The sequence below is a fragment of the Sneathiella sp. genome (genome assembly GCF_036844445.1).
Classification (GTDB): domain Bacteria; phylum Pseudomonadota; class Alphaproteobacteria; order Sneathiellales; family Sneathiellaceae; genus Sneathiella.
Genome location: NZ_DAIUFV010000005.1, coordinates 163,224 through 178,631 on the forward strand (window position 1 = coordinate 163,224; position 15,408 = coordinate 178,631).

General features: G+C 59.9%; 11 protein-coding genes. All 11 read right to left on the reverse strand.

Annotation, left to right across the window (positions count from 1 at the left end):
- Positions 1 to 138 precede the first annotated feature (138 nt).
- Positions 139 to 888, reverse strand: a complete 750-nt coding sequence (locus V7Z56_RS11605; RefSeq protein WP_334129633.1) for an enoyl-CoA hydratase/isomerase family protein — start codon at positions 886 to 888, stop codon at positions 139 to 141.
- Between the two features lie 28 nt (positions 889 to 916).
- A complete protein-coding gene (locus V7Z56_RS11610) occupies positions 917 to 2,524 on the reverse strand; it encodes an ABC transporter substrate-binding protein (protein ID WP_334129634.1) in 1,608 nt (535 codons plus the stop codon).
- Positions 2,525 to 2,674: 150 nt separating this feature from the next.
- On the reverse strand, positions 2,675 to 2,854 hold the full coding sequence (locus V7Z56_RS11615) for a hypothetical protein (RefSeq protein WP_334129635.1): 180 nt from the start codon (positions 2,852 to 2,854) through the stop codon (positions 2,675 to 2,677).
- 16 nt (positions 2,855 to 2,870) lie between these two features.
- A complete protein-coding gene (locus V7Z56_RS11620; protein WP_334129636.1) occupies positions 2,871 to 4,481 on the reverse strand; it encodes an ABC transporter substrate-binding protein in 1,611 nt (536 codons plus the stop codon).
- Between the two features lie 287 nt (positions 4,482 to 4,768).
- Complete coding sequence (locus tag V7Z56_RS11625; RefSeq protein WP_334129637.1) at positions 4,769 to 6,358, reverse strand: AMP-binding protein; 1,590 nt, start codon at positions 6,356 to 6,358, stop codon at positions 4,769 to 4,771.
- Positions 6,359 to 6,368: 10 nt separating this feature from the next.
- Complete coding sequence (locus V7Z56_RS11630) at positions 6,369 to 7,154, reverse strand: IclR family transcriptional regulator (RefSeq protein WP_334129638.1); 786 nt, start codon at positions 7,152 to 7,154, stop codon at positions 6,369 to 6,371.
- Positions 7,155 to 7,821: 667 nt separating this feature from the next.
- A complete protein-coding gene (locus V7Z56_RS11635) occupies positions 7,822 to 8,613 on the reverse strand; it encodes a peptidylprolyl isomerase (protein WP_334129640.1) in 792 nt (263 codons plus the stop codon).
- Between the two features lies 1 nt (position 8,614).
- Positions 8,615 to 9,301 (reverse strand): respiratory nitrate reductase subunit gamma, encoded by a 687-nt coding sequence (gene narI / locus V7Z56_RS11640; protein WP_334129641.1) that lies wholly within the window; start codon positions 9,299 to 9,301, stop codon positions 8,615 to 8,617.
- Between the two features lies 1 nt (position 9,302).
- The gene (narJ, locus tag V7Z56_RS11645) at positions 9,303 to 10,001 is read right to left on the reverse strand and encodes a nitrate reductase molybdenum cofactor assembly chaperone (protein ID WP_334129642.1); all 699 of its coding nucleotides are present in this window, start codon (positions 9,999 to 10,001) and stop codon (positions 9,303 to 9,305) included.
- A gap of 38 nt (positions 10,002 to 10,039) precedes the next feature.
- Positions 10,040 to 11,665: a nitrate reductase subunit beta gene (gene narH, locus V7Z56_RS11650; protein ID WP_334129643.1), complete on the reverse strand. Its 1,626-nt coding sequence runs from the start codon at positions 11,663 to 11,665 to the stop codon at positions 10,040 to 10,042.
- A complete protein-coding gene (locus V7Z56_RS11655; protein WP_334129645.1) occupies positions 11,662 to 15,390 on the reverse strand; it encodes a nitrate reductase subunit alpha in 3,729 nt (1,242 codons plus the stop codon). Before V7Z56_RS11655 ends, narH begins: the two co-directional genes overlap by 4 nt.
- Positions 15,391 to 15,408 lie beyond the last annotated feature (18 nt).

Genomic DNA, 15,408 nt, shown 5'->3' on the forward strand with positions numbered 1-15,408 from the left:
TTTATGTTCAAGCTGTACGTTCATAAAATAACGCCTCTGCGACCCGCGGATGCAACCGCAAAGCCTGCCGTTACGTAAATGCACTAAATCCCCGCCCGCGTAATCCTTGCGGGTGACTTCACGCAAGACAGTCAGGCGTTATTCCTGGCGCTTCGCCGCCTGCGCCGCATACAGGACGCTCAACGCATTCTGGTCGGCATCGGCGTGGCTGACGGCGCGGAAGTTCGCCCCCGCTGCGGCATTGATCGCGTCCTTGATCATCCGCACCGGCACAGGATCAAACTCCGCGATTGTCTCCGCGAGCTTCATCGCCTCGGCAACGGCCTGCCCCGGCGCCGACATCCGATCAATGAGGCCCCAGTCAAGGGCCTGGCTCGCGCCCATTTTCTCACAAAGCAGCGCCGCCTCTTTCGCCCGCGCCGGGCCGACGAGAGAGACGAGGCGGGGGATTGCGCCCCACTGCAAATGCCATCCGTGACGTACTTCCGGAACATAGAAATACGCGTCGCTGTCCATGACGCGCCAGTCGAGGGCGATCGAGAAGGCAACGCCCGCGCCGACGGCAAGTCCGTTGATTGCCGCGATCGTCACCTGCGGCAGGTCTTCCCAGATCCGGCACAGCCGAACCCCGGCCTGACGGGCGTGGCGCGCCTCGACCGGCGACATGTTTTCAGTAAAGTTGATCGCCTTCAGGTCAGCGCCAGAGGAAAACGCATTATCCGCGCCCGTAACGATGATTGCGCGTGTTTCGAAATCGTCCTGAAATGACCGACCGACGTCGATCATCTCATAGACAAGGGCGCGGTCGAACGCATTCAGCCGTTCCCCGCGATCGAATTTCACGATGGCAACATGTCCCTTACGAGTGACGGTTGCAGATTTCCTCATGGCGTCTGATCCCTTTCAGCGGTGGTCCTTAGTCGAGATAAACATCACTCAACGACGAGAAGGACGCATAGGCCGTCGTCGAGAAGTTCTTCACCTTGCTGCTGCCAACGGTGACCGACTGATATTCAAAGAGATTGAGGATCGGCAGGTCGCGCTGCGCAATCTCCTGGATCTTGAAGAAGGCCTCGCGGCGCTTCTCATCGTCGACTTCCGTCTGCACCAGCTCCCAGAGCGCATCCATCTCCGGGTTGCTGTAGCCGCTTGCGTTGCCGTAGGGAACGCCCGGCGAGATATTCTCCGACCAGTACAGCCGCTGCACGCCGAGAACCGGATCCGGCATCGTGCTGAGATAGACGTTGGTCATATCGAAGTCATAGTCGGTGTAAATCCGCCGCATGTAGGAGGCGTAGTCCTGCGCCCGGATGTCAACCTTGATACCGACCTGGCCGAGCTGCTGCTTGGTGTATTCGGCCGAGCGCTGCAGCGTGCTGCCGAATGGCAGGAAGTCATGCGTCATCGTGAAGCGGACGCCGTCCTTGCCGCGCGGATAGCCGGCCTCATCGAGAAGCTCCTCCGCCCGCTTCGGATCATACGGATACTGCACGGTGTTCGGGTTGAAGAACTGCGTATTGGTGCTCGGGATCGGGCCGGCGGCGACCTTGCCGTAACCACCCCAGACGACGCGAATCAGGCCTTCGCGGTTGATCGCATGCAGCATTGCCTGGCGCACCTTGACGTTATCGAACGGCGCGCGTCGGAGGTTGAGCTCGTGCAGGAACATCGGCGCGGTATATTCACCGCCGATTGTCGTCACGAAGAAGTCATCAGATTTGCTGAGGTTCTTCAGTTCGTTGACCGGGATCGGGCTCGCAAAGCCGAGCTGCACCTCGCCGCTCTGGAAAGCGACCAGACGCGTTGCGGCATCGGGCATGAAGCGGAAAATCACGCCGTCGAGATAGGGCTCATCTTCGCGCCAGTAATCGTCATTGCGCTCAAGCGCGACGTGGCTGCCCTGCACCCATTCCTTGAATTTGAACGGCCCGGTGCCGATGGGCGCATTGTTGTACGGATTGGCGCGGATATCCGTGCCCTCGTAAAGATGCGCGGGGAGGATCTGCGAGATGTAGGGGGAGAAAACACCCATCATATATTTCGCCGGCGCCGAGAGACGGAGGATTGCGGTATGCTCATCGGGCGTATCAACGGCGGTGACATTGCTGAAGGCCGGGCGGCCATAGGCATGCAGCTCTTTCCAGACATTCATCAGGGTGAAGGCAACGTCCTTCGAGGTGAAGGGAACGCCGTCATGCCATTTGACATTCTCCTGCAGATGGAAGGTCAGCGACAGCCCATCATCGCTCCACTCCCAGGATTTCGCGAGATAGGGGTGCATGTTGAGTTCGGTGTCATAGGCAATCAGCCCTTCCAGGATCTTGGTCGAGACAATGCCGTTCGACTGGCCGCTGTGGAAAGCGGACACGAGAAGCGGCGGCTCGGGATTGACCGCGATGGTGAGCGTGCCTCCCCGCTTCGCATTCTTCTTGACATCCTCCGATGCTGCGAAGACGAAGTTTCCGATAAACGGAAGCGTCGACAGTCCCGCCGCGGCAGCTATAAAGTTTCTTCGATTAAGCATTTTCTTTCTTCCTTATTCAAGTTTCTCGGCCATGCCCCGCCTGCCGGGCCATGGCGCGAATTTTATCGACGCTTGGAACATTTTTGCGTCTTCGCGCCTTCTAAATAGCGCCCCGAGGATGACTTTTCCCCGAAGGCGCCAATTAAATGATCAGCCTCCCAGATACATGTCGCTCAACGACATAAACGGCGTGCGGGCCGTCGTCGACAAGTTCTTCGCCTTGCTGCTTCTCGCGTTCTCAATGCGGGAGGAAAACGCAAGCCCCGGCATTGCCGCAACCCGGACAGGCCGGATTGCCTCAAAAACGTTGATGTGATGCGTTTTCCTCATGCTCATTCTCCCCTGGTTACGCTTCCAGATACACCACGCCCATAGAGGTGTATGGGGAATAGGCAGTCGTTGAAAAATTCTTCACTTTGGCGCTCGCGACCGTCACCGTTTTCTTTTCAAACAGGTCGAGCACAGGCAGATCGCGCTGCGCAATGTCCTGGATCTCGAAGAAGGCGTCGCGCCGTTTGCCGTCGTCCACTTCCGTTTGTGCTATCTCCCAGAGCGCATCCATCTCCGGATTGTTATAGCCGCTCGCGTTGCTGTAGGGCACGCCCGGGACGATGCTCTTGGACCAGTATACGCGCTGCACGCCAAGAACCGGATCCGGCATGGTGCTCATATATGTGTTGGTCATATCGAAATCGTAATCGGTATAAACCCGCCGCATGTAGGAGGCATAATCCTGCGCCCGGACTTCCACCTTGATCCCGACCTTGGACAGCTCCTGCTTGGTGAATTCGGCAGACCGTTGCAGATCGCTTCCGAAGGGCAGGAAATCATGGGTCATCGTGAAACGGATCCCGTCCTTGCCGCGTGGATACCCCGCCTCATCGAGCAGCTCCTCCGCCCGTTTCGGATCATAGGGATATTGCACCGTGTCGGCTTTGTAATATTGCGGCGTCGTCTTCGGGATCGGTCCGGTCGCGACATCGCCATGCCCGCCCCAGACAATCCTGACCAGCGCTTCGCGGTTAATGGCATGCAGGATGGCCCGACGCACCTTGACATTGTCGAACGGCGCACGGCGCAGATTGAGCTCATGCATAAATATCGGCGCGGTATATTCGCCTCCGTCCGTCGTCACGACATAATCGGCCGACTCGTCCATGCTCTTCAACTCATTGATCGGGACCGCATTGTTATAGCCGATATGGACCTCGCCGCTCTTGAACGCGACCAGCCGGGCCCCGGCGTCCGGAATGAAGCGGCAGATGATCCCGTCGAGATAGGGCTCGTCCTCGCGCCAGTAATCGTCGTTGCGAACAAGGCTGACGTGACTGCCCTTCACCCATTCCTTGAATTTGAAGGGGCCGGTGCCGATGGGGGTGTTGTTATGGGGGTTGGTGCGAACGTCTGTCCCCTCATAAAGATGCGCCGGCAGGAGCTGGCAGTGGATCGCCGAGAACATGCCCATGATATATTTTGCGGGCGCCGAGAGGCGGAGGATCGCCGTATGATCATCGGGCGTATCGACGGCTGTGACATTGGCGAATGCCGTCCGGCCGTAGGAGTGCAGTTCACGCCAGACCTGCATCAGCGTGAAAGCGACGTCTTTCGAGGTAAAGGGGACGCCGTCATGCCATTTGACATTTTCCTGAAGGTGGAAGGTGAGAGAGAGGCCGTCATCACTCCATTCCCACGCCTTCGCGAGGTAGGGATGCATATTAAGCTGCTGGTCATAGGCGATCAGCCCTTCCATCACCTTCGTGGAGACGATGGCCGTCGATCCCGCGCTGTTGAAGGCGGAAACAAGCAGGTTCGGCTCCGGCGTGACCACCACGCTCAGGGTCCCTCCCCTTTTCGCATTTTTTCGCGCATCGTCGCCCGCGGCATAGGCGAAGTGGCCGATAAACGGTAATGTCGACAGTCCGGCCGCACCGGCAATAAAAGCTCTACGATCAAGCATATTCATTCTCCCTTTTCATATCCCTGTGAAGAGTGATTTGCCGGACATGACGCACCTTTATCGGCGAAAGAATTGTTTTTATCGTGCACTCGCGCCTTCAAATCAGTGCCCGGGGACCCCGCGCCACACGGCTTTGCCGCGACCCGGCCAGGCCGGGTCGTTGCAAAGAGGGCGATGTGATGCGGGGTCCTCATGGCTGCTTTCGCTCCTTATTTATATGTCGAGATAAACATCGTTCATGGGGTGTGCAGGGCGCAGACTGGCGGCGAATTTCTTCGCGTTGCTGCTCAGCTGAACCTTTCTTTTTTGAGAATTATTCCTGCCTTTTCGCGGTCCCAGGCGCCGTCTGCGGTGACTGTCTGGCGCAATACGCTCTTCTGCACCTTTCCGGTTTCCGTTTTGGGCAGCGCCTTCTCGACGCGTACGAAGCGCGGCACCATGAAGTAGGGCAGCTGCTCGATCAGGAATTCGGTCAGCGCCTTGGGGTCGATGGTGGCGCCGGGGCGCTCCGTGACCAGGATCAGGACCTCCTCTTCACCGTCCGGGCTCTTGGCCGGCAGCGCCGCCGCGTCCTCCACCGCCGGGAATTTGCTGACGGCGACCTCGACTTCGCGGGACGAGATATTCTCGCCCTTGCGACGGATCGAATCCTTCAGCCGATCGAGGAAAAAGAAGTTGCCGTCCGCATCCTTCTTCAGCAGGTCCCCCGTGTGGAACCAGCCGTTGCGCCAGGTTTTCGCGGTCGCTTCGGGGTTGTTCGCATAACCGTGGCTGAACATCCACGGGCGGCGCGTTCTCATGATCAGCTCGCCGGGCTCGCCGACCGGCACTTCATTGTCAAATTCATCGACGAGGCGCGCTTCGATCCCGTCGCGCACCTTGCCGCAGCTCTTGCCGACAAATTCATTCCTGTTGGAGCGGATCGGCGTGCAGACCTCGCTCATATTGAAGATCGAATAAATATCGACATCGAAACGCTCCCGGAAGGCGGGGCCGGTATCTTCGGAAATGATCGCGACCCGGAGCGGGTTGTCCTTGTCCGTCGGCAGGGGCGGATATTTCAGGAGCAGCCCCGGCAGGCCGATCACGACATAGGCAACGGTCGTGTTGGTCTTTCGGATGAGATCCCAGAACTCGTCGAGCTTGAACTTGTCGAACACCGAGACGGCGCCGCCGTTCGCCATCGCAATCCCGACCGGAATGGTGCCGCCGCAATGGAACATCGGCAGGTTGATCATGAAGGTGTCATCGCCATTGATGAAATCAAACGCCTCGGCGCCCTGCGCGTAAAGATGCGCATAGGAGGAAAGCACGGCCTTCGAGGGGCCTGTGGTGCCGGAGGTGAAGATGATCGACTGCGTATCATGCGGATAAATCTCGCGCTCAAGCTCGACGGGCGCATCGGAGCCCGTCGCCAGAACGCCTTCGTCATGGAGCCGCAGGCCCGGAATTTCCCCGACCGCGCCGCCAATGACGACAACATCGGTGAGATTTTCTTTCGGCACATCGGCAAGGCGGGGCACCAGCATCTCGTGGCCGATCAGCAGCGTCGCCTCCGAAAGGCGGAGCACATTCTGCAGCGTGTCACCCCGGTAGGAGACGTTGAAGGGAACGAACACGGCGCCCAGCAGGTTGATGCCAAGCCAGGTGCGCAGCATTTCCGGCCCGTTCGGCAGCCAGCAGAGGACATTATCGCCCTGCTTCACGCCAAGCGCGCGCAGGCTGTGCGCGACAATGCGCGCGTCGCGGAACGTCTCTTTATAGCTCCAGACCTTGCCGTCCGGGAATTTCGCGAACGGGGCGTCGGGTTTCTCCATCGCCCATTTCTCAAGCAGGTTCGCGAATACGCATTGTTGCGCTGGCGTTGTTGTGATCATGCTTTCCTCTTTACCTACCGTTATCGTTGCCGCTCTCATGCAGAAACATCCGTTCCGCCATGGCGTGGGAGACTTTTTCGGCCCCGGCCTGCAGGACGCGCTGCAGGCGTTCAATCGTCTTTTCCTTCATCCGCGCTGTCGGGCCGACGACACCCATGCAGAAAAGACCCGACATATTGCCGACGGGAACGGGACAGGCAATACTAAAAACGCCTTCATCGATTTCGCCGTCGCAAATAGCGAAGCCCTGCGCGCGCACCTCATCGAGGGTCCGGCTGAAACTGCTCCAGCCACAGGCGCAGGCGCCGATCCCGCCTTTATAGGATTCGTAAATCTCCTGCGCCACTTCACGCGCGACATAGGCGAGGATTGCCTTGCTGGACGAACAGGCATCGATCGGCTGCTGCCCCATTGCCGGATAGACATAGGACTGGCCGGAGGCTTCCGGCGGCGTCACATCCAGCATTTCGATCTGCTTGTCGATGCGGCGGGCGAAGAAGGCCGTCTCGCCAAGCTCGGAGGCAATGGCCGAGAGTACTGTGCGGGGGAGAAAATCTTTTGCGCTCGCGGCGAAGCTCCGCTTCAGGAGTTCCATCAGCGCGGGGCCGAGGATATAGCGGCCGTCTGCCTGCATCGCGAGATAGCCGGCGACGCTGAGCGAGCTTGCGAGGCGGTGCGCCGTGCTTTTCGGCAGGCCGCTCTGCTCGACAAGCTGCGTGAGGCTGAGGCCCTCGGAGGCCGTCGAGACTACTTCAAGTATATGATTATACCGCGCCAACGGTGTCGGTATGTCCATCCTGCCTATCCCCTGGTTGCCCGGCTCGTGGGTCAGTCAGCGCCGCGGCCGTTGGCCTTAGCCAGATCCGCAACAACCGCCGCCGATAACGGTGAAATCGTCGATCTCTCCTGCATCTCAACACCCGCAGCCAAATAAACACGTTCGCGTCGCGGCGCACTGCCGGACACGCTTTAGCGATCAAAAGCCGGAAACAACTAGAACTACCCTGCCTTCATCCTGCGTCCCATTTTACAGGATGTGATCCTGAATAATAAGATGAGCGCCCCGGGTGTCAACAGAATTCTTAATTAAGAAAATTCGCCTGTTCCCCGCTACGGAAACGCCAACGCCGGCGGCCGCGACGCACCCGGCCGGAAAGGCCGATTATCCATCTTGCTAATGCGTTGAAATCTCACGAAAACTTGATCCACCCTCCGGCTGCTTCGGCAGTATGGCGGAGCGGCGATCAGCGAAGATCAGATGAAAAGCGCCGGGAGTATCCGCGCGCGTCCTACATTTCGGGAAAGTCACGGCAGCGGAGCTATCCCATATTCCGGAATGTGACCGGGAGGGAGCCGTCCCGCGGTCCTATCATGAGGGGAATGATTCTGCCGCATTGGAAAGCGAAAGAGCTGCTGGACGGCGGCAGGCGCGCGCCTGCGATGCCTGCGCCAAAGGCGCTTTGCTACTGGACGAGCGGGTTCTGCGCGCCGTCGAGGCGAAAGCCGGTGATCCGCGCGCGACCCGCGAGGAGCTGGATATACTGGCTGAAGGCCCGGTTCCAGCTTTTCTCCTGCAGTTCCTGCGCAATCCAGTCGGTGACATTTTCGAAGGGAAGCTGCCGTCCGTCGACGCGGCGGAACACTTTGATGATATGGTAGCCGACCTCGCTCGCGACAGGCGCCGCGCTGATCTCGCCTTCCTGCATCTGGAAAAGCGCGGCCTCGAAAGCCGGCATGGTCTGGCCGCGGCTGATCTGGCCGAGCCGGCCGCCATCCTTCGCGGAAGAACAGGCCGAGTCCGTTTTCGCGATTTCGGCAAAAAGCTCAGGGGAGGCTTTCAGCCGCTCCAGCGCATTGCTTGCCCGCTCGAACGCCTCGGCCCGCGCCGCGTCATCTTCCGGCGGCGCCATGTAGAGGATATGCGCGACCTCGAACAGCGGCGACGTGAAGAATTTCTCGCGGTTGTTCTCGTAATAGCGCCGACAGCTTTCGATATCCGCCTCCGGCACCTGAATTTCCTGCTCGAGCAGCGCATCGATGATCTCGTCAGGGTTTTTCACCGCCTCGTCCCGGTCGCAAAGGCCGAGTTCGGTCGCCCGCTGGATCAGCATCTCCCGGATCACCAGCGCCTTTGTCGCCTCATAGCGCGCCGTGAACAGGCTCTCGGCGGGGTGATACTGGATCTCGGCGTTGATCTCCTCGTTGGAAATCAGGATGCCGTTGACGTCGATGCCGAGAGACGGTGTTTTCATCATCTTATCTCGCGCGCTTGCGGACGACCTGATAGGGCCGGAAGACATAGCCGACCGGCACGGTCAGGGCATGCACGAGACGGGTGAAGGGGAAGATCAGCAGCAGGAACAGCCCGAGCGTGATATGCGCCCTGAAAACGAGCGCGGTATCCGCGACGAACTCATGCGCGCCGCCCCGGAAGGTGACGATATGCTGCGCCCAGTTCATGAATTTCACCATCTCATAACCGTCAAGATGCTGCATCGAGACCGGAATGCTGAACAGCCCGAGCAGTAGCTGCGCGAGCAGCAGGACCAGCACGGCAATATCGGCGAAGGAGCTGTTATTGCGGATGCGGGCATCGAAAAGCCGCCGGTGCAGCAGCATGCTGATCCCGATCAGGCAGAATATGCCCGCAACGCCGCCGAGCACGATAGCGAGGATCTGCTTCGCCCCGTGCGAGACGCCAAGGGCATCGAAGATCCAGATCGGCGTCAGCAGCCCGACCGCATGACCGGCGAGGATCAGCAATATCCCGACATGGAAAAGGATGCTGCCGACAATCAGCTGCCTGCGCCTGAGCAGCTGGCTCGATTTGGTGCGCCACGAATAGGGATCGCGGTCATAGCGCAGGAGGCAGCCGAGCAGGAAAACGAAGATCGCGATATAGGGGAATATCTGAAACAGGAAAAACCCGAGATAGCCGCTCATGTCATGTCCTCCCCTGTTCTGTGCCGCCGGCAAGGCGATTGAGGCTGCCATCCGCCGCCCCGCATACCGCGCCGCCCGTCGTCGCTGGCGTATTTTGGAAGGCGAACTGCTCTTCCCACGCCTTGTCCATCTCCTCGAAACTCAAAGCATCGCCCGATGATCTTTGCAGCGACGCCGCCACCGCCTTTGGATCGGGCGCGCGGCTTGCCGTCTCGATCATCGCGCCGAGGATGCTTGCGTGAAAGGGGCTCCGCCCTTTCAGCCGCCCTTCGAGCGCCGAGAGAATATTGACGATGCTGCCCATATTCTCGGACGCCTCTTTCGGCGGCAAGGTGGCTGCATATTCGGCAAAGAGCGGCAGATAGTCCGGCATCTCCTCGCTGTTGATGGCAAGGCCCGCCTCCTCATAAACGCCGAGAAGATCAACGAGCGCCTGTCCCCGATCGCGCGAGTCGCCATGCACATGCTCGAAAAGATGCAAGGAGAGCGACGGCGTGCGATCGAAAAGATCGACATAATCCTCCTGAAGATCGAGAAGGTCTCTTTCCCGCACCTCTTCTAGCGCACCGAGCAGATTATGGAGCGTCGCCTTCGAGAGCCATTTCTCGGATTTCAATATCTCCGCGCACTGGTCGATCACCTCAAGATACGGCGCCTCGGGGTAAGTCATGAGGTAACCCAGGATTTTAAGCGTTCTCATCTATGCTGCCTTCCAATTCGTCATCCGCGCGCCTCCCCTCAGCCGCAACTGCCGCAGCCGCCCGAGCCGCAGCCCGTCTTGCCGGGGGCGAGATTTTCATAGTGATCGCGCTCGAAGATCGTGTTGACGCGGTTGTTCTTCGTGCTTCCCGCCTGCCCGCGCGACTGGCGCGGGCTCTCGAAAAGATCATAGGCGCCGCTTTGCGAGGCGCAGCCGTTGCCGAACGAGAAGCCGCAGCCGCCGCTCTCGCCATAGGCATCGAGCGTCTCCTCGCGGTGCCCGGTCGGGATGACATAGCGATCCTCGTAATTGGCGATGGCCATGATCTTGTACATGTCTTCGACCAGCTTCTCGGTAAGGCCCGTCTCTTCGAGCAGGCTGACGTCGGGCTTGCCTGCAATCATCTTGCTCCGCATATAGTGGCGCATCGCCATCATCCTTTTGAGGCCGAGGCGGACCGGCGCTTCCTTGCCGCCGGTGAACATGTTGGCGAGATATTTCACCGGGATCCGCATATCGTCGAGATCGGGCATGATGCCGTCGGCGCGGGTCGGGATCTTGCCTTTCGCGGCGGCATTCTGCACCGGCGAGAGCGGCGGGATATACCAGACCATCGGCAGGGTGCGATATTCGGGATGGAGCGGGAAGGCCACCTTCCAGTCGATCGCCATCTTGTAGATGGGCGACTTCTGCGCGCCTTCGATCCAGTTGTCGGGAATGCCGTCCCTTCGCGCCTGCGCGATCACCTCCGGGTCATGCGGGTTGAGGAAGATGTCGAGCTGCGCCTCATAGAGATCCTCCTCCTTCTCGACGCTCGCCGCCTCCTCGATCCGGTCGGCGTCATAGAGGATCACGCCGAGATAGCGGATCCGCCCGACGCAGGTCTCCGAGCAGACGGTCGGATCGCCATTCTCGATCCGCGGATAGCAGAAGGTGCATTTCTCCGCCTTGCCGCTCTTCCAGTTGTAGTAGATTTTCTTGTAAGGGCAGCCCGAGATGCACATCCGCCAGCCGCGGCATTTGTCCTGATCCACCAGCACGATGCCATCCTCCTCGCGCTTGTAGATGGAGCCGGACGGGCAGGAGGCGACGCAGGTCGGGTTGATGCAATGCTCGCAAAGGCGCGGCAGATACATCATGAAGGTATTCTGGAACTCCCCGTAGATTTCCTCCTCGATATCCTTGAAATTGTAATCCTTGCGGCGATGCTCGAACTCCGTGCCGAGGATTTCCTCCCAGTTCGGGCCCCACTGCACCTTTTCCATGCGCTCGCCCGAGACCAGCGAGCGCGGCCGCGCGGTCGGCATGGTTTTCATCTCCGGCGCTTTCTGGAGATGGTCGTAGTCGAATGTGAAGGGCTCGTAATAGTCGTCAATTTCCGGCAGGTTCGGATTGCCGAAGATATTGGCGAGAATCCGCCAGCGGCCGCCCTGCGCAGGCGCGATCTTGCCGCCCGCCGAGCGCTTCCAGCCGCCCTTCCATTTCTTCTGGTTCTCCCACTCCTTCGGGTAGCCGACACCGGGCTTGGTTTCGACATTGTTGAACCAGGTGTATTCAACGCCCTCGCGCGAGGTCCAGACATTCTTGCAGGTGACCGAGCAGGTATGGCAGCCGATACATTTATCGAGGTTCAGCACCATCGCGACTTGTGCACGTATTTTCATTCCGCCGCCTCCGTTGTTGCCGCCTCTTCCATCCAGTCGACCTTGTCGACGCGGCGGACGATCACAAATTCATCGCGGTTGGAGCCAACCGTGCCGTAATAGTTGAAGCCGTATGAGAGCTGCGCGTAACCGCCGATCATATGCGTCGGCTTGACCGTGGTTCGGGTGACGGAATTGTGAATACCGCCGCGCGCGCCGGTGATCTTGCTGCCGGGTGTGTGGATCAGCTTCTCCTGCGCATGATACATCAGCATCATCCCTTCATTGACCCGCTGCGAGACGACAGCGCGGGCCATGATCGCGCCGTTGCTGTTGAAAACTTCGAGCCAGTCGTTGTCCTTCACGTCGATTTTGCGCGCATCCACCTCGCTCACCCAGACGATCGGCCCGCCGCGCGACAGCGTCAGCATATGCAGGTTGTCCGTATAGGTGGAGTGGATGCCCCATTTCTGATGCGGCGTGATGAAATTGAGCAGGATCGTCGGCTGCTCGGCGCCATGCTTGTCGAGCATATAGCGGACCGTGCGGGTGTTGATGGGCGGCCGGTAACTGACCAGCGCCTCCCCGTAATCGATCATCCAGGGGTGATCCTGATAGAGCTGCTGCCGCCCGGTGAGGGTGCGCCAGGGGATGAACTCATGCACATTGGTATAGCCCGCATTGTAGCAGACATGCTCCGATTCAAGGCCGGACCAGGTGGGCGATGAGATGATTTTCCGCGGCTGCGCCTGAATATCGCGAAAGCGGATCTTCTCCTCCTCCTTCGGGCGGGCGAGATGGGTATGATCGAGGCCGGTGATCTTGCTGAGCGCCGCCCAGGCCTTGACGGCCACCTCGCCGTTGGTTTCCGGGGCGAGCGAGAGAACGGTCTCGCAGGCGTCGATATCGGTGTCGATCTTCGCCCCTGCCGCCGTCTCGCCGTTCAGTTTTTTCAGGAACTCAACCTCGTCTTCCGTATTCCACGAAATGCCCTTGCCGCCGTTGCCGAGCGTATTCATGAGCGGCCCAAGGCTCGTGAAGCGCTCAAAGGTTGCCGGATAGTCGCGGGCGATCACTTTCATCGACGGGCCGGTCCGGCCGGGAACAAGCTCGCATTCCCCCTTCCGCCAGTCCTTCACATCGAACTGCGACAGCTCGCCCGGCGTGTCATGCTGGATGGGGGTGAGGACAATCTCCTCCTCCACCCCGAGATGGCCTTTGCAAAGCTCCGAGAATTTGCGCGCAAATCCTTTATAAATCTCCCAGTCCGACTTGCTTTGCCAGACCGGATCGATCGCCTTCGAGAGCGGATGGATAAAGGGATGCATGTCGGAGGTGTTGAGATCGTTCTTCTCATACCAACTTGCCGTCGGCAGCACGATGTCGGAATAGACGCAGGTCGTCGACATGCGAAAATCGAGCGTTACCAGAAGATCGAGCTTGCCCTCCGGCGCCGTGTCATGCCAGACCACCTCGCTGGAGCGGCGGCCGCCTTCCTCGCCGAGATCCTTGCCCTGCACGCCATGCTGCGTGCCGAGGAAATGCTTCAGGAAATATTCATGCCCCTTGCCGCTCGATCCCAGGATGTTGGAGCGCCAGACGAACATATTGCGCGGCCAGTTGACGGGATTGTCCGGATCCTCGCAGGCCATGCGAAGATCGCCGCGGCTCAGGCGATCCACGACATAATCCACAGGATCCTGCCCCGCGCCTTTCGCCTTCGCAACGAGATCGATCGGATTCTCATTTAGCTGCGGTGCGGAAGGAAGCCAGCCCATCCGCTCGGCGCGGATGTTGCAATCGATCAGCGATCCGTCATGACGACTCTTGTCGGCAAGCGGCGAGAGCACATCGTCAATCTCCAGCGTCTCATAGCGCCACTGATCGGTATGGGCGTAGAAGAAGGAGGTGGAATTCTGCTGGCGCGGCGGGCGGTACCAGTCGAGCGCGAAGGTAAGCGGCAGCCAGCCCGTCTGCGGGCGTAGCTTCTCCTGCCCCACATAATGCGACCAGCCGCCGCCCGACTGGCCGACGCAGCCGCAGAAGACCAGCATGTTGATGCAGGCGCGGTAGCTCATGTCCATGTGATACCAGTGGTTCATGCCGGCGCCGATGATGATCATCGACTTGCCCCGCGTCATATGGGCGTTGTCGGCAAAGGCGCGCGCGACCCGGATGGCGTCCGCCGCCGGCACGCCGGTGATCTGCTCCTGCCATTTCGGGGTATAGGGGACGTTGTCGTCATAGTTCGCGGTGACATGATCGCCGCCGAGCCCCTCGCGGTGGATGCCATATTGCGCGCAGAGAAGGTCAAACACGCAGGCGACCGGCGTTTTCTCGCCGTTGAGATCGAGTATCTTGACCGGGATATTCCGATCCAGCACGTCGCTTTGCGCATTGCTTTTGAAATAGTCATGCTCATGCAGCTGGCCGCCGAAATAGGGAAAACCGACGGTAACAATGTCATCATGAACGCCCAGCAGCGTTTTCCTTGGGCGGATGGTGCGGCCGCTTTTCGCATCCGCCGGAACGATGTTCCACTTCCCCTCCTCGCCCCAGCGAAAACCGATGGAGCCGGTCGGCACGGTAAGATCACCCGTCTCCTCATCGAAGCAGACGGTTTTCCATTCCGGGTTATTTTGCTCGTCCAGATGCCCGTCGAAGTCGGCGGCGCGCACCATCCGGCCGGGAACGAAGCGCCCGTCCCGCTTCTCCAGCCGGACGAGGAACGGCATATCCGTATAGATGCGGCTGTAGTCGTCGAAATAGTCCGAGCTGTTCTCGAGATGATATTCTTTGAGGATGACATGCCCCATTGCCATGCCGAGCGCGGCGTCCGTCCCCTGCCGCGGGTGAAGCCAGATATCGCCGAATTTCGAGGCTTCCGAATAGTCCGGCGTGATGGTGACGATCTCGGTGCCCTTATAGCGCGCCTCGGTCATGAAATGGGCGTCGGGCGTGCGCGTCTGCGGCACGTTCGATCCCCACATGATGATGAAGCCGGCGTTATACCAGTCGGCGCTTTCCGGCACGTCCGTCTGCTCGCCCCAGGTCTGCGGACTCGCCGGCGGCAGGTCGCAGTACCAGTCGTAAAAGCTCATGCAGACACCGCCGAGCAGCGACAGATAGCGCGCCCCGGCGGAATAGGAGATCATCGACATCGCCGGGATGGGCGAGAAGCCGATGATGCGGTCCGGGCCATGCGCCTTGATCGTGTGGATATTGGCCGCCGTGACAATCTCGTTCGCCTCCTCCCAGCCGGCGCGGACAAAGCCGCCGCGGCCGCGAAGCTGCTGGTAGGAGGCGCGGAGGACCGGATCAGCCTGGATCGTCGCCCAGGCATCGACGGGATCGCCGCCAACCTGCTCCTTCGTCCGCCGCCAGAGCTTCAGGAGCCGGCCGCGGATCATCGGATATTTCAGGCGATTCGCCGAATAGATATACCAGCTGTAGCTCGCCCCGCGCGAGCAGCCGCGCGGCTCGTGATTGGGCAGGTCGGGGCGGGTGCGCGGATAATCCGTCTGCTGCGTCTCCCAGGTGATCAGCCCGTTCTTCACATAGATTTTCCAGGAGCAGGAGCCGGTGCAGTTCACGCCGTGGGTCGAGCGCACCACCTTGTCATGCGCCCAGCGGTCGCGATAGCCCTTCTCCCAGCCGCGGTTTTCCTCCGTCGCGATGCCGTGTCCGTTTGAAAAACGTTCGCGCTTCTGCGAGAAATAGCTGATCCGGTCGATAAAATAGCTCATGACTGCACGCTCCTTTTC

What these genes read in the sequence shown, in the direction of transcription:
- V7Z56_RS11610 (WP_334129634.1), bottom strand. Translation starts at nt 2,524, where the DNA reads ATGCTTAATCGAAGAAACTTTATAGCTGCCGCGGCGGGACTGTCGACG.
- V7Z56_RS11605 (WP_334129633.1), bottom strand. Translation starts at nt 888, where the DNA reads ATGAGGAAATCTGCAACCGTCACTCGTAAGGGACATGTTGCCATCGTG.
- V7Z56_RS11655 (WP_334129645.1), bottom strand. Translation starts at nt 15,390, where the DNA reads ATGAGCTATTTTATCGACCGGATCAGCTATTTCTCGCAGAAGCGCGAA.
- narJ (WP_334129642.1), bottom strand. Translation starts at nt 10,001, where the DNA reads ATGAGAACGCTTAAAATCCTGGGTTACCTCATGACTTACCCCGAGGCG.
- V7Z56_RS11625 (WP_334129637.1), bottom strand. Translation starts at nt 6,358, where the DNA reads ATGATCACAACAACGCCAGCGCAACAATGCGTATTCGCGAACCTGCTT.
- V7Z56_RS11615 (WP_334129635.1), bottom strand. Translation starts at nt 2,854, where the DNA reads ATGAGGAAAACGCATCACATCAACGTTTTTGAGGCAATCCGGCCTGTC.
- narH (WP_334129643.1), bottom strand. Translation starts at nt 11,665, where the DNA reads ATGAAAATACGTGCACAAGTCGCGATGGTGCTGAACCTCGATAAATGT.
- V7Z56_RS11635 (WP_334129640.1), bottom strand. Translation starts at nt 8,613, where the DNA reads ATGATGAAAACACCGTCTCTCGGCATCGACGTCAACGGCATCCTGATT.
- narI (WP_334129641.1), bottom strand. Translation starts at nt 9,301, where the DNA reads ATGAGCGGCTATCTCGGGTTTTTCCTGTTTCAGATATTCCCCTATATC.
- V7Z56_RS11630 (WP_334129638.1), bottom strand. Translation starts at nt 7,154, where the DNA reads ATGGACATACCGACACCGTTGGCGCGGTATAATCATATACTTGAAGTA.
- V7Z56_RS11620 (WP_334129636.1), bottom strand. Translation starts at nt 4,481, where the DNA reads ATGCTTGATCGTAGAGCTTTTATTGCCGGTGCGGCCGGACTGTCGACA.